Origin of the sequence: Pseudoalteromonas sp. SCSIO_11900, from assembly GCF_000576475.1 — a bacterium.
In the GTDB taxonomy this organism is placed as follows: domain Bacteria; phylum Pseudomonadota; class Gammaproteobacteria; order Enterobacterales; family Alteromonadaceae; genus Pseudoalteromonas; species Pseudoalteromonas tetraodonis.
In genome coordinates this window covers 705,806-730,811 of record NZ_KK070023.1, presented here as the reverse complement: position 1 = coordinate 730,811, position 25,006 = coordinate 705,806, and the positions used below count along the sequence as shown (strand labels likewise).

26 protein-coding genes and 3 pseudogenes are annotated in these 25,006 nt (G+C 40.4%); 19 read left to right on the top strand and 10 right to left on the bottom strand.

Annotated features, from left to right (window positions below; translation table 11 throughout):
• Positions 1-13 precede the first annotated feature (13 nt).
• Positions 14-457, bottom strand: coding sequence for a PaaI family thioesterase (locus BG00_RS03415; protein ID WP_013466144.1), 444 nt, complete (start codon positions 455-457; stop codon positions 14-16).
• A 198-nt stretch (positions 458-655) separates the two neighbouring features.
• Here BG00_RS03415 and lexA point away from each other — a divergent pair, with 198 nt between their 5' ends.
• From lexA to BG00_RS03390, 5 genes are all read left to right on the top strand, one after another.
• A complete protein-coding gene (gene lexA / locus BG00_RS03410; protein ID WP_008114166.1) occupies positions 656-1,273 on the top strand; it encodes a transcriptional repressor LexA in 618 nt (205 codons plus the stop codon).
• A gap of 493 nt (positions 1,274-1,766) precedes the next feature.
• Complete coding sequence (coxB, locus tag BG00_RS03405; RefSeq protein ID WP_036980527.1) at positions 1,767-2,909, top strand: cytochrome c oxidase subunit II; 1,143 nt, start codon at positions 1,767-1,769, stop codon at positions 2,907-2,909.
• Positions 2,909-4,501 (top strand): cytochrome c oxidase subunit I, encoded by a 1,593-nt coding sequence (ctaD, locus tag BG00_RS03400; RefSeq protein WP_028834828.1) that lies wholly within the window; start codon positions 2,909-2,911, stop codon positions 4,499-4,501. Before coxB ends, ctaD begins: the two co-directional genes overlap by 1 nt.
• Positions 4,501-5,031 (top strand): cytochrome c oxidase assembly protein, encoded by a 531-nt coding sequence (locus BG00_RS03395; protein WP_013466139.1) that lies wholly within the window; start codon positions 4,501-4,503, stop codon positions 5,029-5,031. Before ctaD ends, BG00_RS03395 begins: the two co-directional genes overlap by 1 nt.
• A gap of 35 nt (positions 5,032-5,066) precedes the next feature.
• Positions 5,067-5,942, top strand: coding sequence for a cytochrome c oxidase subunit 3 (locus BG00_RS03390; protein WP_036980525.1), 876 nt, complete (start codon positions 5,067-5,069; stop codon positions 5,940-5,942).
• On the opposite strand, the gene BG00_RS18465 is transcribed toward BG00_RS03390, so the two are convergent.
• Positions 5,845-6,153, bottom strand: a complete 309-nt coding sequence (locus tag BG00_RS18465) for a DUF2909 family protein (RefSeq protein WP_081485455.1) — start codon at positions 6,151-6,153, stop codon at positions 5,845-5,847. The two genes, BG00_RS03390 and BG00_RS18465, sit on opposite strands and share 98 nt — an antisense overlap.
• Before the next feature lie 14 nt (positions 6,154-6,167).
• Here BG00_RS18465 and BG00_RS03385 point away from each other — a divergent pair, with 14 nt between their 5' ends.
• From BG00_RS03385 to BG00_RS03350, 9 genes and pseudogenes are all read left to right on the top strand, one after another.
• Positions 6,168-6,908, top strand: coding sequence for an SURF1 family protein (locus BG00_RS03385; RefSeq protein ID WP_036980523.1), 741 nt, complete (start codon positions 6,168-6,170; stop codon positions 6,906-6,908).
• Positions 6,898-7,392, top strand: a complete 495-nt coding sequence (locus tag BG00_RS03380; protein ID WP_036980522.1) for a hypothetical protein — start codon at positions 6,898-6,900, stop codon at positions 7,390-7,392. The genes BG00_RS03385 and BG00_RS03380 overlap by 11 nt, the downstream gene beginning before the upstream one ends.
• Before the next feature lie 12 nt (positions 7,393-7,404).
• The gene (locus BG00_RS03375; RefSeq protein ID WP_036980520.1) at positions 7,405-8,394 is read left to right on the top strand and encodes a COX15/CtaA family protein; all 990 of its coding nucleotides are present in this window, start codon (positions 7,405-7,407) and stop codon (positions 8,392-8,394) included.
• A gap of 12 nt (positions 8,395-8,406) precedes the next feature.
• Positions 8,407-9,336, top strand: coding sequence for a heme o synthase (cyoE, locus tag BG00_RS03370; protein WP_036980519.1), 930 nt, complete (start codon positions 8,407-8,409; stop codon positions 9,334-9,336).
• Positions 9,333-9,950, top strand: coding sequence for an SCO family protein (locus tag BG00_RS03365; RefSeq protein ID WP_036980517.1), 618 nt, complete (start codon positions 9,333-9,335; stop codon positions 9,948-9,950). The genes cyoE and BG00_RS03365 overlap by 4 nt, the downstream gene beginning before the upstream one ends.
• Before the next feature lie 70 nt (positions 9,951-10,020).
• Positions 10,021-10,146, top strand: coding sequence for a hypothetical protein (locus BG00_RS18405; RefSeq protein ID WP_284692562.1), 126 nt, complete (start codon positions 10,021-10,023; stop codon positions 10,144-10,146).
• A gap of 69 nt (positions 10,147-10,215) precedes the next feature.
• A pseudogene (locus tag BG00_RS03360) lies at positions 10,216-11,045 on the top strand (CheR family methyltransferase).
• Positions 11,029-11,645: pseudogene (locus BG00_RS03355) on the top strand (chemoreceptor glutamine deamidase CheD). The pseudogenes BG00_RS03360 and BG00_RS03355 overlap by 17 nt, the downstream one beginning before the upstream one ends.
• A gap of 8 nt (positions 11,646-11,653) precedes the next feature.
• Positions 11,654-12,169: pseudogene (locus BG00_RS03350) on the top strand (chemotaxis protein CheB).
• Between the two features lie 3 nt (positions 12,170-12,172).
• On the opposite strand, the gene BG00_RS03345 reads toward BG00_RS03350, so the two are convergent.
• Positions 12,173-13,198, bottom strand: coding sequence for a polysaccharide deacetylase family protein (locus tag BG00_RS03345; RefSeq protein WP_036983334.1), 1,026 nt, complete (start codon positions 13,196-13,198; stop codon positions 12,173-12,175).
• Between the two features lie 42 nt (positions 13,199-13,240).
• Here BG00_RS03345 and BG00_RS03340 point away from each other — a divergent pair, with 42 nt between their 5' ends.
• Positions 13,241-14,512, top strand: coding sequence for an MATE family efflux transporter (locus BG00_RS03340; RefSeq protein ID WP_036983333.1), 1,272 nt, complete (start codon positions 13,241-13,243; stop codon positions 14,510-14,512).
• 4 nt (positions 14,513-14,516) lie between these two features.
• Here BG00_RS03340 and BG00_RS03335 read toward each other — a convergent pair whose 3' ends face one another.
• Entirely contained in the window at positions 14,517-14,786 is a 270-nt protein-coding gene (locus BG00_RS03335; protein WP_036980514.1) for a hypothetical protein, read from the bottom strand.
• 13 nt (positions 14,787-14,799) lie between these two features.
• A complete protein-coding gene (gene nfuA, locus BG00_RS03330; protein WP_036980513.1) occupies positions 14,800-15,375 on the bottom strand; it encodes a Fe-S biogenesis protein NfuA in 576 nt (191 codons plus the stop codon).
• A 146-nt stretch (positions 15,376-15,521) separates the two neighbouring features.
• Between nfuA and BG00_RS03325 the strand changes: the two genes are divergently transcribed.
• Positions 15,522-18,071, top strand: coding sequence for a M14 metallopeptidase family protein (locus BG00_RS03325; protein ID WP_190276259.1), 2,550 nt, complete (start codon positions 15,522-15,524; stop codon positions 18,069-18,071).
• Between the two features lie 2 nt (positions 18,072-18,073).
• Here BG00_RS03325 and BG00_RS03320 read toward each other — a convergent pair whose 3' ends face one another.
• On the bottom strand, positions 18,074-18,751 hold the full coding sequence (locus tag BG00_RS03320) for a ComF family protein (protein WP_036980510.1): 678 nt from the start codon (positions 18,749-18,751) through the stop codon (positions 18,074-18,076).
• Positions 18,752-18,825: 74 nt separating this feature from the next.
• Between BG00_RS03320 and bioH the strand changes: the two genes are divergently transcribed.
• The 3 genes from bioH to BG00_RS03305 all read left to right on the top strand — a co-directional run bounded on the left by bioH (position 18,826) and on the right by BG00_RS03305 (position 20,828).
• Entirely contained in the window at positions 18,826-19,563 is a 738-nt protein-coding gene (gene bioH, locus BG00_RS03315; RefSeq protein ID WP_036980508.1) for a pimeloyl-ACP methyl ester esterase BioH, read from the top strand.
• Positions 19,564-19,655: 92 nt separating this feature from the next.
• A complete protein-coding gene (locus BG00_RS03310; RefSeq protein ID WP_036980507.1) occupies positions 19,656-19,964 on the top strand; it encodes a hypothetical protein in 309 nt (102 codons plus the stop codon).
• A 6-nt stretch (positions 19,965-19,970) separates the two neighbouring features.
• Positions 19,971-20,828, top strand: coding sequence for a putative metalloprotease CJM1_0395 family protein (locus BG00_RS03305; RefSeq protein WP_036980505.1), 858 nt, complete (start codon positions 19,971-19,973; stop codon positions 20,826-20,828).
• 65 nt (positions 20,829-20,893) lie between these two features.
• Here the strand turns inward: BG00_RS03305 and BG00_RS03300 are convergent, their stop codons facing one another.
• The 4 genes from BG00_RS03300 to greB form a co-directional block, all read right to left on the bottom strand.
• Entirely contained in the window at positions 20,894-23,209 is a 2,316-nt protein-coding gene (locus BG00_RS03300; protein ID WP_036980503.1) for a Tex family protein, read from the bottom strand.
• A 168-nt stretch (positions 23,210-23,377) separates the two neighbouring features.
• Complete coding sequence (locus BG00_RS03295) at positions 23,378-23,956, bottom strand: CBS domain-containing protein (protein ID WP_036980500.1); 579 nt, start codon at positions 23,954-23,956, stop codon at positions 23,378-23,380.
• Positions 23,957-24,011: 55 nt separating this feature from the next.
• Positions 24,012-24,317, bottom strand: a complete 306-nt coding sequence (locus BG00_RS03290; protein WP_024602195.1) for a hypothetical protein — start codon at positions 24,315-24,317, stop codon at positions 24,012-24,014.
• 124 nt (positions 24,318-24,441) lie between these two features.
• Complete coding sequence (gene greB, locus BG00_RS03285; protein ID WP_036983331.1) at positions 24,442-24,915, bottom strand: transcription elongation factor GreB; 474 nt, start codon at positions 24,913-24,915, stop codon at positions 24,442-24,444.
• Between the last annotated feature and the right edge of the window lie 91 nt (positions 24,916-25,006).

The window sequence follows — 25,006 nt, the reverse complement described above, 5'->3', positions numbered from 1 at the left end:
GTTAACAGATTTACTAGCCTTTTCGCTCTACTACGGCTGCGGTCATACGTGATACGCAGCAAAGCTCATTGCGGCTATTGGTTATTTTAATATCCCAAACCGAGCTGCGTTTGCCGATATGATAAGCTCTCGCTGTGGCCGTTAATGTGCCATTGCGTGATGCCTTTAAATGACTTGCACTGATCTCTTGGCCAACACAATAAAACCGATTGAAATCAACCACAAAATTAGCGGCATAACTTGCTACTGTTTCAGCAAGTACCACATTTGCGCCACCATGAACGATACCCATAGGGTTATGATGCTCTGGAATTGCCGGCATAGTTGCCACTAAGTAGTCATCACCAATTTCACTGATCTCTATTCCCATGGTTTTCATGAGTGTCCCTTGGCCTGTAATACCTTGATCTAATTGCTTACAAAACTCTAATGTAATCGGTTGATGCCAAATACTCATGCTAGCTCCTTGGATAAGTAATCGAGAATTAAAATTTATTAATATGATAATGCGTTGCTAATAATTACATTTATTACCCTGCTTTTAAAGTAGGTTATTGTTTGATGATAACGGCATATAAGGCATTAATTTATATTTGCGATTTTTAAATAACTGTATATACTCACAGTTAATTGTACTGTATGGAAAACCAGTTGTATGCGACCATTAACGAAACGCCAAGCGCAAATACTCGAACTCATTAAAGTGTTTATTAAAGACACTGGTATGCCTCCTACACGTGCCGAAATTGCACAAACACTGGGTTTTAAAAGTGCAAATGCTGCAGAAGAACACTTAAAAGCATTGGCCAAAAAAGGTGTTATTAAAATGAAGCCAGGCGCGAGTCGCGGAATTCAGCTTGTTGAAGAAGAGGAGCCAGAGCAGTTAGGCTTACCTTTAATTGGCAGGGTGGCTGCCGGTGAGCCAATATTGGCGCAACAGCATGTAGAAAGCCACTGTAAAATTGACCCTTTAATGTTTAAACCTGCGGCCGATTTTTTATTGCGTGTTAACGGTATGAGTATGAAAGACATTGGTATTATGGATGGTGATTTACTTGCTGTGCATAAAACCCAAGTTGCCGAAAATGGACAAGTTATTGTTGCCCGTGTTGACGACGATGTAACCGTGAAGCGTTTAGAAAAAGCGGGCAGAAAAGTACTCTTACATGCTGAAAATGATGAGTTTTCAGCTATTGAGGTCGATTTAGAAAATGAGTCGTTCAATATTGAAGGCTTAGCGGTAGGTGTTATTCGTAACGCTGACTGGATGTAGTATTAAAGCATAATTTAGCGCTTAATAGTGATTAGGCGCTGGGTTTGTTAGCAGCACAATGTCTAACTTATCAAATGTATGACTATATGTTGTTAAGTGCTCCCCCTATCATAAATAAAATCACTAAATACTTTATAAATAAACAAATTTACTCTGCTTTTTTAAGTTAACAATTTTTTATATTTCTATCCTGTAATTTCAATACACCCCTTACTAAACCTGACTCTTAGATTAATTGCCTGACTAGTTGCTATTTTTTTAGCTGCGCATTTTAAAAAATACACCTTGTTTATTTTTCATACTCACCTTGCTTATTGTTTATTTTTTAACTAGTTATTAAAGAGCTGGAATAAAAATAACTCACAGCTTAGTCGTTTTGAGAACACACATTTACTAAATCCAGCACCCTTATAAAAAATAAAAATAACGAATAGGCGTTTAAGCCGTATGCCTCTTCGCTTTGCGTCAGCAATAGCATCAAAGGAGCCGTCACATGGGTAAGCTGAGTTCTTCCTTGTGGCTTATATTGTTTGTTTTTTCGCAGAATGTGCTTGCTAATAGCCAATATAATATGCGTAAAGGCGTAACCGATATAAGTAATAATGTATACCAACTGCACATGACTATTTTTTTAATATGTTGTGTGATTGGGGTGATCGTGTTTGCCATTATGTTTTGGGCACTCATTCATCATCGCAAATCTAAAGGGGCTGTCCCTGCCCAATTCCATGAAAGCACCAAAGTAGAAATACTGTGGACTGCGATCCCTTTTGTCATATTAATTGTTATGGCCATTCCTGCGACTAAAACCTTAATTGCCATGGAGGATGCCAGCAAAGCTGATCTCACCATTAAAATTACAGGCTCACAGTGGAAGTGGCATTACGAGTATATGGGGGAGGACGTTGAGTTTTATTCCATGCTAGCTACCCCTCAAAATGAAATAACCAACCTTGCTGATAAAAACCCGAATTATTTACTCGAGGTCGATAAACCGCTGGTACTACCAATTAATCAAAAAGTACGTTTTTTAATGACTTCAGATGATGTTATTCACTCATGGTGGGTGCCTGACTTTGCCGTTAAAAAAGATGCAAACCCTGGGTTTATTAACGAAACATGGACCAATATTAATGAGGTTGGTACTTACCGTGGGCAGTGTGCAGAGCTTTGCGGTAAAGATCATGGTTTTATGCCTGTTGTGGTAGAAGCTAAAACAGAAGAAGACTTCAAAACGTGGTTAGCAGAGGCTAAACAAGCCAAGCAAAAAGCAGCTGAAGCAGACGCTGCGTTATTAGACCAAGTTGTACCAAAAGAAGAGCTGATGGCGCTTGGTGAGCAGGTTTATATGGCGAGCTGCGCGGCGTGCCATCAGCCAACAGGATTAGGCTTGCCGGGTGTTTTTCCGGCTCTTAAAGGCAGCCCAATAGTCATAGGTGATATCAAAGGGCATATAGATATTTTGCTCCATGGTAAACCAGGTACGGCTATGCAGTCTTTCGCAAAGCAATTATCAATCAAGCAAATAGCAGCTGTTATTACCTATAAACGCAACGCGTGGGGTAATGACACTGGTGATGTAATTCAACCGAGCGAGATACAAGCGGCACTGGATGCTGATGGGGAGGCTAAATAATGAGTAGCATTGCAGAACAACCTAATACCAATGAGGCTCATCATGCCCATCAACCTGCCACAGGCTTTAAACGCTGGTTATTTACAACCAACCATAAAGATATAGGTAGCTTATATTTAATTTTTTCACTCACCATGTTTTTAATTGGTGGGGCAATGGCGATGGTTATTCGAGCTGAGTTATTTCAGCCGGGCCTACAACTGGTTGATCCTCACTTTTTTAATCAAATGACCACAGTGCATGGTTTAATAATGGTGTTTGGTGCGGTTATGCCAGCCTTTACCGGCTTGGCAAACTGGATGATCCCGCTAATGATTGGTGCGCCAGATATGGCCTTACCGAGAATGAATAACTGGAGCTTTTGGATTTTACCGTTTGCGTTTTTAATCCTATTAGCTTCATTATTTATGCCTGGTGGTGGCCCTGCATTTGGTTGGACCTTTTACGCGCCGCTTTCCACCACTTATAGTAACGACAACACAGCAATGTTTGTATTTGCTGTGCATATTATGGGTATTAGTTCGATTATGGGGGCCATTAATGTGGTGGTCACCATAGTAAATATGCGTGCTCCGGGTATGACGTGGATGAAGCTGCCGTTATTTGTGTGGACATGGTTGATCACGGCGTTTTTACTTATTGCAGTTATGCCGGTACTTGCTGGTGCAGTTACTATGGTGCTCACCGATAAATACTTCGCGACCAGTTTCTTTGATGCCGCTGGTGGTGGCGATCCGGTGATGTTCCAACATATTTTTTGGTTTTTTGGTCACCCTGAAGTTTATATTATGATTTTGCCTGCCTTTGGCATTATTTCTACGATTGTTCCCACCTTTTCACGTAAAAAACTATTTGGTTATGCCTCTATGGTGTATGCCACCTCCTCCATTGCCTTGTTGAGCTTTATTGTGTGGGCGCATCATATGTTTACCACTGGTATGCCCGTGGCGGGTGAGTTGTTTTTTATGTACGCGACTATGCTGATATCGGTACCTACCGGCGTAAAAGTATTTAACTGGGTAGCGACTATGTGGCGCGGGTCTATTAGCTTTGAAGTGCCAATGCTGTTTAGTATCGCATTTATTGTGTTGTTTACTTTAGGTGGTTTTTCGGGATTGATGCTAGCGATTACACCTGCCGATTTCCAATATCATGATACCTATTTTGTGGTTGCACACTTTCATTATGTACTCGTAACGGGCGCGGTGTTTTCTATTATGGCGGGGGCTTATTATTGGCTGCCAAAATGGACCGGAAACATGTTCAATATTACCTTAGCAAAATGGCATTTTTGGTTGTCGTTAATAAGTGTAAATGTGCTGTTTTTCCCAATGCATTTTGTGGGGTTAGCCGGTATGCCACGCCGTATTCCAGATTATGCGCTACAGTTTGCTGATTTTAACGCCATTATTAGTATAGGTGGGTTTGCCTTTGGTTTATCGCAATTATTATTTGTGGTGGTTGTGTATAAATGTGCAAAAGGGGGCGACAAAGTGCCTGCAAAAGTTTGGGATGGAGCTGAGGGGCTTGAATGGGAAGTTGATTCACCTGCGCCTTATCATACCTTCTCAACGCCGCCGGATATTAAATAATGACTCACTTGCCGTTATTAAAAAAGCTGGTGGTGATTTGCATTGCAATGTTTGCATTTGCATTTGCCATGGTCCCTTTGTATGACGTGTTTTGCGATATAACGGGGCTTAATGGTAAGCCCTCGTTAGAGCAGGCACAGCAAAGTACCTTGGTCACTGAAAATAGAGAAGTCAGCGTTAGTTTCACTACGCATGCGCAAAGTGGTGCGCCTTTTGAAGTTAAATCTAAAGAGTACAGTGTAGATGTAAAGCCTGGGGCCATGCGTGAAGTTAAGTTTAGCGCTAAAAATAACAGCAATGAAGATAAAGTAATGCAGGCTATACCGTCGGTAGCACCAGGAAAAGCGGCCAAGTATTTACACAAAATAGCGTGTTTTTGCTTTGATCAGCAACCGTTAAAGGCAGGTGAAGAGCTGGAGTTTACATTATTGTTTTATGTAGATACTGAATTACCCAGTGATGTAGAAGAGTTAACCCTGTCTTATACCGTATTTGATATTAGCGAGAGGCTAGTAGCCAGTAATAACTAGCTTATAAAACTGGTGAAAAACTAGGAGCAAATAAAATGAATCAAAAATATGAACATTATTATGTACCAGAGCAAAGTCCATGGCCAATAGTTGGGGCAGTTGCGTTATTTTTTATTGCGGTAGGCGCAGCCTTAACCGTAATGGATATGGGCAAAGAGGGTGGTAATGGCGTTTACTTGTTATACGTAGGTATAGCTGTACTACTTTACATGCTGTTTAGCTGGTTTAAAAATGTCATACACGAGTCTGATCAAGGGCTTTATTCTGCACAAATGGACCGTTCTTTTAGGCAAGGTATGAGCTGGTTTATTTTTTCAGAAGTGATGTTCTTCATGGCATTTTTTGGGGCGCTTTTTTATGCCCGCATGTTTTCTGTGCCTTGGCTTGGAGGTGCGGATAACAACGCCATGACAAATGAAGTATTGTGGCCGACGTTTGAAGCCATGTGGCCATTGCTAAATACCCCAGGAGGCACCACGACCCAAGCTATGGGCTGGCAAGGGTTGCCGCTTATCAACACCCTTATTTTGCTGGCCTCGTCGGTAACTTTACATTTTGCCCATGTGGCGATGGAAAATAATAAACGTACGCCACTCAAAGTATGCTTGGGAGTGACCATTTTACTCGGAATGTGCTTTTTAGGGCTGCAGGTAGAAGAGTATATATATGCTTATAACGATCTTAACTTAACCCTTGGTGCGGGCATTTATGGCAATACCTTCTTTTTGTTAACCGGCTTTCACGGTATGCACGTCACCTTAGGAACAATTATTTTATTGGTGGTGTTTTTGCGCATTATGAAAGGACATTTCACTAAAGATAAGCACTTTGCCTTTCAAGCTGCAGCTTGGTACTGGCATTTTGTTGATGTTGTTTGGCTGTGTTTGTTTGTATTTGTGTATGTGCTTTAGTGATTAAGGGGGACTGATTTGCCGTAATAAAACCAAGTTTTAGTGCGGCAATCACCATCACTAATACCACAACAGAAAATAACACCCGACGCCCTAAAAAGTGAGACATAGGGCGTCCATTGGTTTTCCCCGACACCATAATTAATAAAGCACGAAATAAATTAAATAATATAAATAATAACAGTAGAACAATAATAATTTTAATAATCACTGGATTTTACCCTTATGCAGTTAGTTGTATTTAACAAACAAAAGCTTAGCTCAATAATAACAATTTGTTTGGTTGTTATTGTGGTATTGGTTTGTGTGCGACTAGGGTTTTGGCAATTACAGCGAGCAGAACAAAAGCAACAGCAGCTTAGTGCCATTGAAAATATACAACAACATGGCGTAATGAGCTGGGCAGAGTTACAACAGCTGCCAAAAGAGTGGAACAAAACCGGTGTATTGGTTTCGTTAAATGGTTATTTTGACACTAATAATTATTGGTTGCTTGATAACCAAATCTATAATGGTCAGGTTGGTTACGACTTACTGGCATTATTAAAACTGTCTGATGAATCACGCTTTTTGTTAGTGAACTTAGGCTGGGTAAAAGCAGAACGTTCAAGAGAAATCCTACCAAACGTAACAATACCCAATGGTAAATTTACGTTAACGGCACAAATTAAAGAAGATAATTTAAGTGGCTTTACCTTAGCCAATAACAATACTCAGTCGGATTTAGCCAAACGAATTCAAATCATTGATTTACAAGCATTGAGTAGCCAATCTAATCGCCCTTTAGTGAATTTTATGGCTTACCGCCAAGGTCAAGCTGATGAAATTGCTGCCCCTCATTATGAAGCCGTTGTTATGAGTCCAGAAAAACATTATGCCTACTCAGTACAGTGGTTTTTAATTGCGGTTGCCTGTGTGGTGGTCGCTATTTTTGCAAGCAGGAAGAGGATAGATAATGAAAAATAAACCCCTGTTACTCTTTGCTGTGTGCTGCGCTATTCCCTTAGTGCTGGCTTACAGTGCGTTAAAACTTGATTGGCTACCTACAGCAATTACTAACCATGGTGAATTTTTAGAGCGTGAAATTAAGCTAGACAATTGGGCGCAGCATAACCCTAAGCAATGGACCATCGCTTTAAATTATTCAGCACAATGCAAAGCGTCTTGCACGGAGCAATTAGCCGCTTTAGACAATTTATATATTGCCCTTGGCAAAAACCAACACAAAGTTGATATGGCTATTATGGGACAGTCTGAGCTAGTTACAACGCGTTGGCATGTTATTGATGAGCAACAGCAGTTAAAGCCTGCCAGTTTGTATTTAATCGATCATATGGGGCTAATTGTACTGGAGTATCCATTTAGTTCTCAACCACAAGAAAACCGTTTGATCCAAAAAGGGTTATTAAAAGATCTAAAAAAATTACTCAATTACTCTCGTTCGAGCTAAGTAGAGGATGCTATGTATAAAAACTATAAAAATTTGGTATTAGCAACGAGTTTATTCGCATTAATTGTGGTGGCTCTGGGCGCATACACGCGTTTAAGTGACGCTGGGCTTGGTTGTCCCGATTGGCCTGGTTGTTATGGCTTTTTAACCGTGCCTAAACACGAAGCAGAGATTGCACAAGCGATTCAAAGTTATCCCGATATGATATTTGAAAAAGCAAAAGCATGGAAAGAAATGATCCATCGCTACTTTGCAGGCACGCTTGGGGTATTAATTTTAGTGTTGTTTATTTTAGCTTTTCTAAAGCGTCAGTACCCAACCACGCCTGTAAGGTTGCCTATGATATTGCTGCTGCTTGTTATTTTTCAGGCCGCATTAGGTATGTGGACGGTTACTATGAACCTACAGCCGCTTATAGTTATGGGGCATTTGCTCGGAGGATTTAGTATTTTAGCCTTATTAACGCTATTGTATTTGCGTCTGACCAGCCAACCTATTACAGGTGGTGATGCGGGCGCAAAACCTCACTTTAAATTAAGCCTCGTGGCATTAACGGTACTGATTTTACAAATCGCCCTCGGAGGTTGGTTAGCGGCTAATTATGCGGCTCCACATTGTAATGGCTTACCGCTATGTAGTTACGCTCAGCCTTTTTCATTCAGTAGTGTCTTTCAGCTCCCCCTTGAGCACAGTAATTATGAATTTGGTGTGTTGTCGCAACAGGCGCGTATGTCTATTCATTTACTGCATCGAATATGGGCCTTAGTGACTTGCATTGTCTTAGCCTTGGTGATGTGGCGTATATACAGTCATGCCTATTCGCAAAAAATTAAAAGCTGTACGGTGAGTGTGTTAGTGGCGTTATTTTGCCAGATAGCTTTAGGGTTAGCCGTGGTGCATTTTCATTTTCCGTTAGGCGTGGCACTGGCGCATAACTTAATGGCTGCCATACTGTTACTAACTATGGTTAGGTTATGTTATTACCTAAAAGTAAGTACTTAGAGGGGAATGATTATGGCACTTACAATTAATAAAAAAGCAATGCAGCCCGTTTACAGCGCATCGTTATTGACTAAAAGTTACCACTTAATCCAAGATTATTTGGCAATAAGTAAATTTAAAGTAGTGGCTATGCTAGTGTTAACAGCATGGGTTGGCTTAGCGCTAGCCCCTGATGTTGGCAGAGGTGTTGGGGTTCAGTTCATCAGTTTATTAGGGATTGGATTACTCTCTGCGGCCGCCGCAGTCATTAATCATGTTGTTGATAGTGAAATTGATAGCAAAATGGCTCGCACCCGCCATCGCCCTGTTGCTAAAGGGCGTTTAAGTAAATTACATGCACTGAGCTTTGCCACTGTGATTGGGGTTGCTGGGTTTATTATGCTGATGTTGTGGGCAAATACGCTCACAGCCATACTGACCTTATTTGCACTTGTTGGTTATGCGTTTATTTATACGTCATTTTTAAAACGTGCCACACCACAAAATATAGTTATAGGGGGATTAGCCGGTGCAATGCCTCCATTACTCGGTTGGGTGTCTGAAACAAATCAAATGGCGGCAGCCCCTTGGTTGCTGGTGATGATTATATTTACCTGGACCCCACCTCATTTTTGGGCGCTCGCCATCGCGCGTAAAAGTGATTATGAGCGGGCTAAAATCCCCATGTTACCGGTCACCCATGGTATCGATTTTTGTAAAACATGCGTGCTTGCATATTCGGTATTACTCGCCATTGTATGTGTGTTTCCTTATTTGATTGGCATGTCAGGGCTTATTTATCTAAGCGGGGCATGTCTTCTCAATATTGTATTTATATACAAAGCAATTAACTTAAAGTTTGCTGCCAAAGAAGACACTGCGATGGATTTATTTCGTTTTTCGATTATTCATTTGATGGTACTATTTATCATCTTATTTATAGATAAATGGCTAGTTATATGAAGCAGTTATGGTGTGGTTTAGTTGTTTTTTCAGTACTCTTTTTATCGGCCTGTAGTGATAAAAAAAATTTACAAGATCTTGATGCGTTAGTTTATGAAACCGCAAAGCCGTTATCTGATTTCTCGTTGAATGATCAACAAGGGAAGTTAGTAACCAAACAGCAGTTTTTAGGTCAATGGAATTTAGTGTTTTTAGGTTACATAAGTTGCCCTGATATTTGCCCAATGACGCTAGCTAAGCTCAACAATATCTATAAAAATTTGCAGGCTGAGTACCCACTACAAGTATGGTTTATATCTGTTGATCCTAAACGTGATATTGCCCAAAAACGTAAAGAGTACATAGATTACTTTAATCCAGATTTTTTAGCTGTGTCAGGTGAGCATAAAGACTTATTTCCATTTGTCCGCGAGCTTGGATTAATTTACGCAATTAGTGATAGTAATGAATCTGATTATGCGGTGGATCATAGTGCATCTGTTGCCCTTGTTGATGGCAGTGGCGCACTAAGAGCTATTTTTAAGCCTGAATTTAAACAAGGTGATGTGCCTTTGGTTAATACTACAAAATTAACCGCAGAATTTATTGAAATAGCCGAATACTACAAAAACTAGCTTTTAAAGGTTTTACGATTTTAAAGGGGTTTTATGTTTACTGCACTTTTTCTCATTAGGCCAGTAAGATATGGCAGTGGTATCGCCTGTTATTCGCACACCTGAAATATCTCATCAGCAACAAAATAGCTTCGTTAGTAATAAAAGCAAAGGTGAAAATTTTGTAGACTCGGCTGAAGAGTGGGAGGAGTTTTAAACTCACTTTAGTTAGGTTCACCTGCAATGTATGCGTGAATCTCGCTTTATTTTTAAATGAGAGCAAATAATGAAAGAGTTTTTATTAACGGGTAGTGATTTTAAGGAAGTGGCTCATTTAGTTTATAACGCCTGCGGTATTGTACTAGGAGAGCATAAGCGAGAGATGGTCTACTCACGCTTGGCAAGACGAATTCGTGAGCGAAAATTAACAAACTTTTTAAGCTACCTCGATTACTTAAAAAATCATAAAGATCAGGAGTTTGATACATTTATCAATGCCATTACCACTAATCTAACCTCTTTTTTTCGTGAAATGCATCATTTTGAGTTTATAAAAGATCAGTTAATACCAACCCTGTTTAAGAAAATAAACAGACTAAGCGCGTTCGAATTTGGTCTGCAGGCTGCTCTACCGGTGAAGAGCCCTATAGTTTAGCAATGACGCTGCAAAGAGCTTTTCCAAGTGATTGGGGTGTGAAGATGTTAGCCACTGATCTTGACTCTAATGTATTGGCGAAGGCGCAAAGTGGTATTTATACCGCAGCGAACGTAAATGGTCTTGATGATGCTTTACTAAAACGCTGGTTTTTAACCAGTAAAGATGGGCAAAGTTATAAGGCTAAACCTAAGCTACAGCAATGTATTTCATTTAAGCGTTTAAACTTATTACAAGACTGGCCAATGAAAGGCCCGTTTGACTTGATTTTGTGCCGAAATGTAGTGATTTACTTTGATAAAGAGACAAAGGAACAGCTTTTTAACCGTTATGCCGATATTCTTAATGACCAAGGTTATTTATTTTTAGGGCATTCAGAAACCATGGGTAAAGAGCATGTTTTATTTAAAAACTTAGGGAAAACCATGTATCAAAAAGTAGCCCATGCACACGCAATTTAAGTCAGTATTAGCGGGTTTTGAGCATATTAAACGCTATTGGGACGCCTCGCGAGATCGTGTGGTCGCTAAGGTATTACCAGGTGAGTTTTATGTTTCTAAAAATGATGAGCTAATCACCACCGTACTAGGATCGTGTATTGCTGCCTGTGTTTACGACGATAAGCTAGGCATAGGCGGGATTAATCACTTTAGGCTACCAATTCAAAAAGGTGAGCGAATTGAGCAAGCGCATAGTTTAAGTTGTCGTTACGGTAATTGGGCTATGGAATATTTAATTATGAAGTGCTTAAAAATGGTGCATCCCGGGCAAACTTAAAGGTAAAACTGTTTGGGGGAGGCAAAATAATTAGCGCCATGACAGATATTGGTATTGGCAATACCAGTTTTGCCAATGCATATATAGTAGAAGGAGCGCTAAATTTAGTGGCGCATGATATGGGCGGGCCTTGGCCACGAAAAATATTTTTTAATCCTCATAATTGAAAAGTACAAGTTAAAAAGCTACGTAACTTACACAATAATACGATTGAAAAACGTGAAGTGCGTTACTTACATAATCTTGAACAACAAACAAAAGCCACTGATATAGAGCTGTTTTAAGGATGGCTATGATTAAAGTATTAATAATTGATGACTCGGCACCGATCAGACAATTGCTGACAGAGATACTGCAACAGGCAAAAGATATTGTGGTAGTAAGGGGTGCACAAGACCCATACGAAGCCCGATAGATGATAAAAAAATATAATCCGGATGTACTAACGTTGGATGTTGAAATGCCAAAAATGGACGGTATTAGTTTTTTAAAAAACCTGATGCGTTTACGTCCTATGCCGGTTGTGATGATTTCTACACTCACACAAAAAGGTTCACCCATTACGCTTGAAGCGCTTGAGATTGGTGCTAAGTATATTGTTGCCACACTATTAACCGGTATGGGAAGTGATGGCGCGAAAGGTTTACTCGCGTTAAAACAACAAGGGGCTTATACATTGGCACAAGATGAGTTTTCGTCTGTAGTATGGGGAATGCCCAAGGTTGCTATTGATATCGGGGCTGCAAATGAGGTCGTACCGCTGGATAAAATGACCCAGCGGTTATTAAATCAAGTGATTAAAAAATAGAATTTAATTGATCACCCAAGGCTGTGAAAACCAATAATAACTGCCTGCTTTTTTTATTGATGGGGCGGTGCAGTTAAAGCGAGAGCGGCCTTTATTAAGCTGCTTTGGCGAGGTCACCTCAACCGTATTATCGTTTAACCAATTTAAATTAGCTTGCCCAACGCTTGATACATAACAGGCAAATTGGCTTTTATGAAAGTCATCAGTCTCTAGATTTATAGTTAACGACGGTGGATTTTGTGTGGTTACACTATCTTTATAGGTTAGTTTATTAATAGTAAAAGCAGTTGAATTGAGTTTGGTAATTAACGTATCTAATTTGCTATAAAAACCAGATGCGGGAAAACGTGGTAAACGGCTAAAATTAGAATGTTGATTAACTGCACCAGAGTGCTGACCAATGCCAATAAAGCCTAGTTCAGTAACGATAGCTTGTAGCTGATTGTTAAACTCTCCGTAGGGATAGGCAAGGTATTTATAATCGTGGCCTATTTCTTCTTTTATACGCTGCTGTGAACTAAGAATGTCGTTTTTAGTGCGTTCACGCCATTGGCTTTGCGTTTCATTTTCGCGCTTTTTATGCAGATAGTTATGCTCGGCACTATGATTGGCAATAAGGGCGCCTTTTTTTGCCAGTTCTCTGAGCTTATCCCACCCCATAACGTAGCTCGCTTTTTCATCAATGAGTTTAGGGTTTACAAAAATAGTGTACGGATAGCCAAATTTCTCAAGAATAGGCGCAGCTTGTTCGTAGTTATTGTTGTATCCATCATCAAAAGTAATCGCGAGCGTTTTATCGTCTAAAGTCTTACCTTGTTTTAATGCGCTAATCAGCTCATTTAGCGGAATAACGTTAAAGTTATGCTCTTTTAAATAATTTAAGTGTTTAGTAAAAGTGTTGGCGCTTACACTGGTCACCGCGGGAAGGGTTTCACTGACGTGATGATACTGTAGAATAACAGCTGCTTGCGCACGTAAAGAAACACAAATCAGGAACAATAATACTAAATGAAACAATTTCTTATACATAATAAAGCACATCATAAAAGCTTGTTGTTGTTAGCCGGTCCAATGATATTATCAAATATTACTGTGCCGTTGTTAGGAATTGTTGATACGGCAGTGATTGGTCACCTGGGGAGTGCGCATTATTTAGCGGGAATTGCCTTAGGTTCTACCGTGATCTCCATTTTATTTTGGCTTGCTGGTTTTTTAAGAATGAGCACCACTGGGCTGGTGGCACAGGCTTATGGTAAAAATAATTTGACCCAACTGGCAGCTTTACTCAAACGCAGTTTGTTATTGGCCAGCAGCGTAGCTCTAATTCTGATTTTATTATCCCCCCTTATAAAACACGCCATTGCGTATTTATCTGCTGCCAATAGTGATGTGCTCAATGAGGCCTATCGGTATTTTAGTATTCGTATTTTTAGCGCCCCAGCAGCGCTATGTAACTTAGTTTTATTAGGCTGGATGCTCGGCGTTCATTATGGGCGAGGGCCACTTTATTTATTGTTAGTCACTAATATTACCAATATTGTACTCGACATTTATTTTGTAGTTTATCTTGATTGGGCGGTTGCAGGGGCGGCTTGGGCATCATTAATAGCGGATTACACGGCTTTAATTTTTGCTTTGCTGTTAGTGATTCAACTGGCTAAAAAACAGAGCATAAGTTTAGCGGTTGCAAATTGGTTTAGCATAGAAAAAATGGCAGGGTTATTAAGTTTAAATCGCGATATTTTTATTCGCTCTTTAGTGTTGCAGTTATGTTTTAGCTTTATGACCTTTTATGCTGCACGTATAGGTGAAACTACATTGGCCGCCAATGCGGTACTACTCAACTTTTTAATGTTGGTCAGCTTTGCGCTTGATGGGATTGCTTATGCTAGCGAGGCAAAAGTAGGCCAAGCGAAAGGTCAACAAAGTGTTGAAAAGATAAGGCTATGGGTAAAAATAAGCGTATTTTGGGGCATGTTGTTTGGCATTTTGTATAGTGTATTTTTTATATTATTTGGCAGCTCTATTATAAAGCTGTTGACTAATGTACCTGAGGTTATTGAAAAGGCTACATATTACTTACCGTGGGTAATTGTGCTGCCAATTTTAGCAATGAGTTGTTTTTTGTTTGATGGCATATTCGTTGGTTTAACTCGTGCAAAAGCAATGCGAAATAGCATGCTGTTATCGGCAACGATAGGGTTTTTTGGGGTGTTTTGGTTGTTTCAGTCGTGGCAAAATAATGGCTTATGGTTAGCAATGAGCTGTTTTATGCTAATGCGTGGTGTAACACTTATCATTAAATATCAGCAGCTAAAAGCCAATAATCAATTACTTGATTAAACCGTTATTTCCACAGATCGGGGTCGTTATTTTTGGCGGGGATGTTTTTCAATACTTGCGAAAAACGATTGGCAAAAATACCCGCGTAGCCCCAGAATGCTAAAAATAATGCCGGTGCTAAAATTACTAAGCCAATGACTTGTAAACTATAATGGCTGTAATAACCCAAAGTGATAAATATCACGGCCAGCACAAACAGTGCTAGGCCGCGAAAAAAGCGCTTTAAACTCAACTTAGGGTCACTCCCTAAGCGGTAAATAAGTGGCTTTAGCATAGTGGGTTAATACTTAGTAATAAGAGTGCTCGCCAGCTTCGTGATCGGTTATGTCAGCCACACCGGTGATCTCATCAAACTTAGCAATCATTTCTTTTTCAATGCCTTCTTTTAGTGTGACATCAATCATAGAACAACCATTACAACCACCACCAAATTGAAGCACAGCAACACCAGCAGCGGTGATCTCTACTAAGCTTACTTGGCCGCCATGATTTGCAAGTTGTGGGTTAACTTCTGTTTCTAGCATGTGTTGAACGCGTTCATTTAGGCTTGCGTCTTCACCTAGCTTACGTGCTTTAGCATTAGGCGCTTTTAGAGTTAGCTGAGTGCCCATTTTGTCAGTAACAAAATCAATTTCAGCTTCGGCTAAAAAAGGCGCGCTTTCGGCATCAACAACAGCGTCAAAACCGTTAAAGTTTAGGCGAATATCGCTCTCTTCTACCGCGTCTTCTGGACAATAAGAAACACCACATTCAGCTTGTGATGTACCAGGATTAACAACAAACACACGAATATTCGTTTGTTGAGATTGATCTGCTAATAGCTTAGCAAAATGCGCTTGCGCTGTTTCGGAAATTGAAATCATAAAACCGTCTATACTTGACTAAATTACTCGGATACTGCATATCATACTCCGCTCATCGTGTTGCGGCTAGTGTTGAGCGAAAAAAGTTGGCATCTATTTTAAGCAATGGTAGCGTGCAATTAACAAGCATTTTTAGAGTGATTTATATGCAGTTTATATTAACAGTAATGGTGATACTAGCCAGTTTTTCAAGTGTGGCAAAGCCCTTGTCGTATTTTTTTGAGCAACAGGTTGAATTTGATCCCAGCATTCCAACACCTGAAAAAGTACTTGGTTATCAAGTGGGTGAATGGCATGTAAGGCATGACCAACTTGTTCGCTACATGGAAATTTTAGCTCAAAAAAGTGATCGAATTAATTTTGAAGTAATAGGTCGTACCCACGAGCAGCGCCCACTAGTTATGCTCACTATTACCGCAGCGAACAAACTAAAAAATATAGAGCAAACTCGCCAAGCACACTTAGCTCGCCTAAATAATTCAAACAATAAAACAGCGGAGCAGCCAAGTGTTGTGTGGATGGGTTACAGTGTTCATGGTAACGAATCGTCAGGGAGTAATGCTGCCTTGCTAGTGGCTTATTATTTAGCAGCCGCGCAAGGTGATGAAATAAATGAGCTACTTAACAACACGGTGATTATACTCGACCCGTCGCTTAACCCAGACGGCTTAGCACGTTTTGCTAATTGGGCTAATAGTAATCGTGGAATGAACTTATCGTCAGATCCGCAAACGCGTGAGCATGTAGAGAGCTGGCCAAGTAGCCGTACCAATCATTACTGGTTTGATTTAAATCGTGATTGGCTTTTACTGCAGCACCCTGAGTCGCGAGCGCGTATAGCCAAGTTTCATTATTGGAAACCTAATATTTTAACTGACTTTCATGAAATGGGACCAAACAGTAGCTACTTTTTTCAACCAGGGATCCCAAGTCGTAAACACCCCATTACCCCTGAAGAAAATGTGAGCTTAACAAAAGCAATTGCAAATTATCATGCAAAAACTTTAGATGAAAACAATGCACTGTATTTTACAGAAGAAAGCTTTGATGACTTTTATTATGGCAAAGGTTCAACTTACCCTGATGTAAATGGTGGTGTCGGTATTTTATTTGAACAAGCAAGTTCTCGTGGCCATATTCAAGAAACGATCAATGGCCCGCTAACTTTTGCGTTTACGATTAAAAACCAACTTTTAACGAGCTTATCAACGTTTAAAGCGGCGATTGATAACCGCCAAGCTTTACTTGAGTATCAGGCTAACTTTTATAACAAAGCGGTTGAGCTTGCCAAAGATGAAGACTATCAAGGTTATATTGTTCAAGGTGGGGAAGACAAAACACGTATTAACGATTTTTTAAGCATACTTAAACAGCACCAAATTAATGCTTATCCAGTTAAAGAGGGACTAAAAGCTGAAGGTAAAAACTTTACCGCTAATAGCTATTTTGTGCCGCTTGCGCAACCACAATACCGATTAGTTAAAGCTATTTTTAGTGAACAGCAAAACTTTGCCGATAACACTTTTTACGATGTATCAGGTTGGACATTAGCGCATGCGTTTAATTTACCATTTGCTAAAGTAAACAGCCGCTGGGGATTAGTGGTTGATACTACGGCTTGGCAAAAAGCAAAACAGCCTGTTTTAACGCCGCTAACTAAAAACTACGCCTATGGATTTGCTTGGGACGACATGCTTGCCCCAAAAATGCTCAATAGTTTATTACAGCAAGGCATTAAAGCGCGTGTTGCATTAAAGGCATTAACCGCAACATCAACGAGTAATGAGATAAATTTTGATGCTGGCAGTATTATTATCCCTGCAGGACTGCAAACAGAGACTGACTGGGTGGCAAAGCTAAACCAAGCACAAAGCCAATTTGATATTGAAATTAAGCCAATTACCACAGGCTTAACCAGTAAAGGTGCCGACTTAGGCTCGCGCTCTATGGCGGTTGTTTCTGCGCCTAAGGTGTTATTAGTTGGCGGTAAAGGGGTTAGCCAATATGAAGCAGGTGAAGTGTGGTATTACCTAGATCGCTTTGTAGGCGTAGCGCCAACCATTGTTGAAATGAATCGTTTAGCGTCTTTAGAGCTCAGTAATTACAGCCATATTGTTTTGGCGCATGGCGATTATTCGACGTTATCTGATACCGACAAAGTGGCAATTAAAAGCTGGGTGAGAAAAGGCGGCGTTATTTGGGGTCATAAAGGTGGGGCAAAGTTCTTAGCTGATCAGCAGTTATTAAAAGCAAACTACTTATCACGTAAAGATGTTGCCAGCGCATTTGATACTCAAGGTTTAAAATATGCAGACAAAGACCATCTAGCGGGTCGCCAGCGTATTGCAGGCGCTATATTTAATACTGATGTAGATACTACGCACCCACTGACGTTTTCATTTAAGCGTGACACTCTGCCAGTATTTAAAAACAGTACCTGGTTACTTGAAGCCTCGCAAGCGCCGTTTGTAAATATACTCACCTATACACAACAGCCGTTACTTGCTGGTTTTACTGATGCAGTTAATGTAGAGCAAGTGGCCGGTGGTGCTGCGCTAATGGCTCACTCTTATGGTCGAGGTAGTGTGATTGCGATGACAGACAACCCTGTATTTAGAGGTTACTGGTATGGCACCAGCCGATTATTAAGTAACGCTTTATTTTTCGGTCATACCTTTCGTGTCAGTGGTAACTAAATCTAAAGTGGCGTTAAACAGGTCGTAAATGCCCAGACTTGTTTAGCGCCCGCTTCTTTTAGCGACAAGGTAGCTGCATTGAGTGTTGCACCTGTGGTCATAATATCATCAATAATGACCACCGTTTTACCCTCTAAATTGGCAGTACATGAAAAAGCCTGCTGTAAATTTTTTATCCGCTTTGTTTTGCTCAGTTGTGACTGTGCCGAGGTGTTTTTATTGCGTATTAAAACATTATTCAAGGCATTAAAGGATGACAAACAAGGCTGCCATACTTGGGTAACCTGATTAAATCCTCGACTAAAAAAACGCGACTTGTGCAAAGGTAAAATAATAAATACAGCAGTAGCTAAATGCTGTTTATTAGTAAAAATAGTAAGTTGTTTTTTGATGACTTGCTGTAGTGCTTTTTTGTAATGAATTTGATTATTAAATTTGAGTTGTTTTAGCCATAAATCAAAAGGGGGTTGATAAAAAGCGCAGGCAAATAGTTTCTCAAAGCTGCAGTTAGGAAACATTTCTACAATATCTGGGCGGTAAAATAAATTGTCATACTCAGCCAAATCTAGCAAAGGCAGGTCATCTAAACAAAACTGACATAGTCCCAGTGAGCTGTGTATCTGATTCTGGCACAACACGCAATACGAGGGAAAAAGCCAATCAGTTAGGCTAAGTTTCATTCGCTGATTCTCCTCATTACAAACTCCCCCTAAAACGCTATCATAGATTTAAGTTTGGTTAAGGTTAGGCAAATATGCAAAATGAATGTGTGTTGTTGCATGGTTGGGGAATGAACCAAGGCGTGTGGCAGTTAATAAAACCAGAATTAGAATTTTTATATTCTGGTAAGGTACATTGTTTAGACTTACCTGGTTACGGTGATCATGATGTCTCTTTGGATCCGTATACTTTACATGATGCAGCTCAGCTGGTGAGTCAGCAATTAAAACCACAATCTGTTTTGATGGGATGGTCTTTAGGCGGTTTGTTTGCCATTTATATTGCCAAACATTGGCCAGAAAAAGTGTCAAAAGTTATTTTAGTTGCCTCCACTCCTTTTTTTGTAGAGCAATTGCCCTGGGAAGGTATTAAACCTAAAGTGCTCACACAGTTTAAAGAACAGCTATTGCAAGAGCGTTCAAAAACGATAGAGCGCTTTTTGGCGATTCAAGCGATGGGCAGTGAGTCGGCGCGAGATGATGTAAAACAGCTAAAACAACTATTGAGTCAGTCACCGCCGCCGAGTAATCAAGCATTAAGTGCGGGGTTGGATATATTGCAAAGTGAAGACTTACGTGAATTATTTTCTCACTGTCCCGTCGCGATTAGTGGAATTTTTGGGCGTTTAGACTCTCTCGTTCCTTATCGAGCAATTGAAAAAATGGTCGCACTTAATTCTGGCTTTGAGTACGAAGTGATAGACAAAGCATCCCATGCGCCATTTATTTCTCATAAAAACGAATTTTTATCTGCCGTTAAATCAATGCTTTGAAGCAAAGCCATGAATACAGTGGTTTAAAGCTTTATTTTGCGCGATTTTTGAGCGATAATTAAACAATATTTATTTGGTTGAGGTTTATTATTATGCCGATTGGATCTGTATTTAATAGCGGTGTTGAAGGGTTTAATAGAGCCAGCCAAGGTATTGAAAAGGTCAGCGCTGAGATTAACCGTGCCAGCATAGAGCAGCAAGATGATTCTCAATTAGCGCAGCAACGTCAATTAACGGCTGCTCGCCCTGAAGAAGCCGTAACCGCGCCGGTAGCTCAACCTGCACGAATTGATGATGCATTAGTAAGCTTAAAAGTTGAAGAGTTTAATGCCAAGGCTAACACGCAATCAATTCAAACTGCAGATGATGTACTAGGCACTTTAGTTGATATTAAAGTGTAATTCCTTATGAATATCGTCACGCCGTTTCCGTCTATCAATATAAACACTGCAAATGTTTATACGGAGACTGCTCGGCGTGACAATCAGTTACGTGAAGTCATCCCCCCAGCCGCTGCAAACACCGCCGGTAGTACTGAAAACAAAGCTCAAAGTGATGCAGAAAAAGCCAAACTACCTGGTAACAGCGATAGTTCAACTTATACTGCAAGCGGCAAAATTGCAGACAACAAAACTATTGAACAACGCGAAGGCAATGCTGATAGTGATCAAGATGATGCCGAGCAAGAAAAACAGCAAGCTGCCGAAGAAGTTAGTGAGCAAGAAGAGCTTAAACTTGAGCAAGAACAGCAACAAATTAAAGAGCTCAAAGCTCGTGATACCGAAGTGCGAACCCACGAGCAAGCGCATGCCGCTGTTGGTGGACAATATGCCGGTTCACCCAGTTACGAATACCAAAGAGGCCCCGATGGCACTAATTATGCCGTAGGTGGTGAAGTACCGATTGATGTTGGGGTTATCAATGGCGATCCGCAAGCAACCATCGATAAAATGCAAACGGTACGTGCTGCTGCACTAGCACCAGCAGAACCCTCAGGTGCCGACAGAGCGATTGCGGCAGACGCCACACAGAAAATGGCTGCCGCACAAGCTGAGTTAGCTTCAGCTGATGACGAAGACAGCAGCGAAGATAAAAGCAGAGTCAGTGCGTCGTTTTCTAATAGTGAAAGTTCAGAAGTAAAAACCGCTAAAAGCGAAGAACAATCACGTGATATTGAAGTTGAAGCGCGTGCAGGACGCATTGCTAGCTTTTATCAACTGGCGACATCCCCCGCGATCCAGAGCGAATTTTCAGCGCAAATTTAGCTTATTTAAAATGCATAAAAAAAACCGTCTAGGCGGTTTTTTTATTTTTAAATATATCGTTTAAATTACTTTTTCACTTTTGCGTTAGCAAAGGCGTCAGCAAAGGCATTCCCCATCATCGCATTGCCTGTATCGCGTTTAGGCTTAGGCGCTCGTGCTTGGTTGGTATTATTGCTGCGAGGCTTTTGCGGTGTCGCTTTATTGCTGGTGTCTATGTCGTCATCCAGGCGCATAGTAAAACTAATGCGTTTACGAGCAGCATCGACTTCAACCACTTTTACTTTAACAATGTCACCTGCTTTAACCACTTCGCGTGGGTCTGAAATAAACTTGTTAGTAATAGCTGAAATATGCACGAGTCCATCTTGATGAACACCCACATCAACAAATGCACCAAAATTAGCAACGTTAGAAACCACACCTTCTAAAATCATACCAGGCTTGAGGTCACTAATTTTTTCAACACCGGCTTTAAACTCCGCGGTTTTGAATTCAGGACGTGGATCGCGACCTGGTTTATCAAGCTCGCTAATAATGTCAGTCACGGTTGGTAAGCCAAATTTATCGTCAATATAGTCGTTTGCAGCGAGTTTACTTAAAAATTCACTGTTACCAATTAAGTTATTTACGTCTACCTGGTTATGTTCACAAATACGCTTAACGATAGGGTATGCTTCAGGGTGAACTGATGAGTTATCTAGCGGATCGCTGCCATTATTAATGCGTAAAAACCCAGCCGCTTGTTCGAATGCTTTTGGCCCTAAGCGTTCTACTTTTTTCAACTGACTACGTTTTGTAAATGACCCATTCGTGTCACGGTAGTTTACAATGTTTTGAGCCAACGTTTTGTTTAAGCCAGAAACACGTGCAAGCAAAGGCACTGAGGCCATATTTAAATCAACACCCACACTGTTTACACAGTCTTCTACTACAGAAATTAGGCTTTGCCCAAGTTGGCTTTGTGATACATCGTGTTGATATTGGCCTACACCGATAGACTTAGGCTCTATTTTAACTAGTTCAGCTAATGGATCTTGTAGGCGACGTGCAATAGATACTGCACCGCGTAAAGATACATCTAAATCTGGGAACTCATTAGCGGCAAATTCAGACGCAGAATACACCGAAGCGCCGGCTTCACTGACCATGATTTTATTCAGTTTAAGCTCCGTATTTGCCTTGATAAGCTCACCAACTAGTTTATCTGATTCGCGAGAAGCAGTGCCGTTACCAATCGCAATAAGCTCAACTTTATGTTGGCGACATAATTGCTCGAGCGTGCGCAGTGATTTATCCCAATGATTTTGTGGTGCATGTGGGAAGATTGTTTGTGTAGCGAGCAGTTTTCCTGTGCTATCGACTACCGCAATTTTACAGCCGGTACGCAAGCCGGGATCTAAACCAAGTGTCGTGCGAGGGCCTGCAGGCGCTGCCATTAATAAATCTTTTAAATTTTTAGCAAATACGTCTATAGCACCGGTTTCGGCTTTTTCACGCATTGCGGCTAAAAACTCATTTTCTAAGTGTAGCCCAAGCTTAATTTTCCATGCCCACTGCACCACAGTTAATAACCATGCACTAGCAGGTTTGTTTTTAATATCTAGGCGGTAATGATCACTGATCATTTGGGCACATAACTGGGCTGGATTTTCAGCACTTGGCTCAGGGTTAATCGTTAACTGTAAAATGCCTTCATTACGTGCTCTTAGCATGGCTAATGCACGGTGCGAGGGCACTTTTTTTAACGGCTCTTGATGTTCAAAGTAGTCTCTGTATTTAGCACCTGCTTGTTCTTGCCCATCAATTAACTTACTCTCAATCGCCCCATTTTGACTAATATGGCTTCTAAACTTAGCGAGTAATTTAGCGTCTTCAGCAAAACGCTCCATTAGAATAAATTTGGCACCATCAAGGGCTGCTTTTGTATCAATAATGGCTTTATCGGCATTAATATAGTGAGCGGCTTCAGCTTCTGGGTCGAGCATTGGGTCGTTAAATAACGCATTAGCAAGAGGTTCTAAACCGGCCTCAATAGCGATTTGACCTTTAGTGCGACGCTTTGCCTTATAAGGCAAGTATAAATCTTCAAGCTCGGTTTTACTTTGCGCTGCTTTTATATCAGCTGCTAATTCCCCGGTAAGCTTATTTTGAGATTCTATCGTCGATAGAATAAAGCCACGACGCTCTTCAAGTTCACGTAAATAAGACAAACGTTGTTCTAGAAGGCGTAGTTGGGTGTCATCTAATCCACCGGTCACTTCTTTTCTGTAACGGGCAATAAAGGGGACGGTTGCGCCTTCATCAAGTAACTTTGTTGCTGCAACCACTTGTTGCTGCTGTGCATTTAGCTCAGTTGCTAAACGTGCAGAGATATCGCTCATGCAAAAACCTTTTAATACAAAAAATAAGACCAGCTAAGAAGTTAACTGATGCGTCAATGTCTTGAATAATATCACAGGGGAAGGTAATAAAAAGCTCTTAAAGCAAGCTATTTTACTTGCTTTAAGATGCCATTACTGGGGTTGGAACTATACTAATAAAAAGCTGATTTAGTGAGGGTGCTCTATACTTTCGAGTACTTCACTAAATGTGTGCGCTATTGGACTAATATGAACAGGAATTTGCAGCTTACGTGCTATATCGCGTGCTGAAATTAAACCACTTATTTCATTATTAGCCGCAGTGACTAATAAAAACATAGCGCCATGATGTTCCATAGTTTGCAGTGCATCACCAATGCATGAGTAGCTTAAGCTTTTCATACTTACACCCATTAAATTACTTAGCGGTGTCATTAAATAGCGCAAGCTAATTTCACTACGAGGCAAGCCTAAACGCTGTGCTAAAATCATGATTTTTGAGCTTTGTAAATCAGCACTCGCCACTATACCTATTAGCTTTTGCTGCTCACCAGTTACCAAAATAAAATCAGAGCGTTGAGTCGTTAACTGTTTTGACGCTTGTTCAATTGTTGTATCAAACGATGCACGCATCGGGCTTGTATCAGTAAAACTAGTCACCACTTGTGTAGCAGGTGAAGTTAAATCAATGACAGCTTCATTAGTAAATGTATTCGCAATAGTGCCATGAGAAATATCTTGGGTACGGAGTTCTTTAAAGTTAGACATAATATCCACCTAATTAGTTATAAAATTTAATAATGTTTAAAAGCAAGTTATTAAACTAAATAACGGGTGGCGCTCGCGGGTGTGCATGGCTGTAAGGTGTGACTAAAAGGCTGCTTTCATAATGAAAGTAAAACGCTAAAGGAAGTGGTTGAATTTCTCTAAGCGCAATAACACCGACATGAGAGTCTATATCGGTGTCGAGGTTTGCTTGGTCAGGAGAATCGCAAACAATAAATTCTGCAGGTGTAAAACCAGCATCAATTTGCGTATTTTTGGGTGTTGCATGCAATGTCAAACTTACACTCATAAAGAGTGTAAACAATAGGGCATTTTGTAATATGCGCGCTGTAATGTTTGACATAGTGACGACCTTAATTAACTACTCTCAAATTAATACATCATAACTTGAGTTGCTTTAGTTATAGCGTACTCAGATAATATAAACAATAAAAAGTTAATATGATCTGAATCAAGACTAAGCCGTTTTATTTTTGGTAGGAAATACTATTTACATACCATTGCTTAGCACCTTGAGGGGTCATGACCTCAAAATCATCGTCTACTTGTTTTTTTAATAGTGCTCGCGCCATCGGTGAGTCAATAGAAATGTAATCGTTGCGATCATAAATTTCATCGGGACCGACAATTCTAAACTTCTTACACTCCCCAGCCTCGTTTTCTATTTCAACCCAAGCACCAAAAAAAACTTTGCCGTCTTGCACGGGTGAGTAATCAACAATTTTTAAATCGGGGATGCGCTTACGTAGATAGCGCACTCGGCGGTCTATTTGGCGTAATAGACGCTTGTTATACTGATAGTCTGCATTTTCAGAGCGATCACCAAGGCTTGCAGCCCAACTCACAATTTTAGTGACTTCTGGGCGTTTTACATTCCAAAGATGGTCATGTTCTTGCTGAAGTTGTAAATAACCTTCGCGAGTAATTAAGTTTGTTTTCACGCCGTATTCTTGTTTAAGTTTCATGTGTGGCACGGTATTAAAATAAAGGCAGCTTGTCGAGATAAAATAGCCACCAATGGGTTTGAAATGT